This is a genomic window from Pseudomonas sp. FSL R10-1339, from assembly GCF_009600545.1.
GTDB lineage: Bacteria > Pseudomonadota > Gammaproteobacteria > Pseudomonadales > Pseudomonadaceae > Aquipseudomonas > Aquipseudomonas bubulae.
The window spans coordinates 1-438 of sequence record NZ_WIVQ01000271.1 but is presented as its reverse complement, the minus strand read 5'-3'; the positions used below and the strand labels follow the sequence as shown (position 1 = coordinate 438).

1 protein-coding gene is annotated in these 438 nt (G+C 67.8%); it reads right to left on the bottom strand.

Going from position 1 to position 438, the window contains the following annotated elements; all coding sequences use genetic code 11:
• A partial coding sequence (gene cbiE, locus GHO03_RS24770; RefSeq protein ID WP_153400709.1) for a precorrin-6y C5,15-methyltransferase (decarboxylating) subunit CbiE occupies positions 1-438 on the bottom strand: 438 nt, incomplete at both ends.

Sequence of the window (438 nt, the reverse complement as noted above, 5' to 3'; positions counted from 1 at the left end):
GGCAATCGATGGCGACCAGGTTAAGCGCCGCGACGGGCGGGTCACTCCAGTCGCAGGCGCGGGTGTCGATCCTGCGTTCAGCCTGGCCGCCCAGGTGTTCCAGCACCGTCATGCGGCTGGGACCAAATCCCTGCGCGCTCAGCAGACGGGCGATGATGGACGGGCTGCTGCCATCGTTGCTCAGTACCAGCAGACGTACACCGCTGTGCAGGTGGGCATTGAGGGCGACGACGGGGCGTGCCACTACCGACAGCGTGACTACGTCCTGCAGGGCCCAGCCCATGCGTGCTGCGGCCAGGGAAAAGGACGATGGCGCTGGCAGCACCTGCATTTCATCCCGCGCTACCCGTCGCGCCAGGCTGGCGCCGACACCAAACAGCATGGGGTCGCCGCTGGCCAGTACGCAGGTCGGCGTGTTGCGCAGGGCCAGCACTGGGG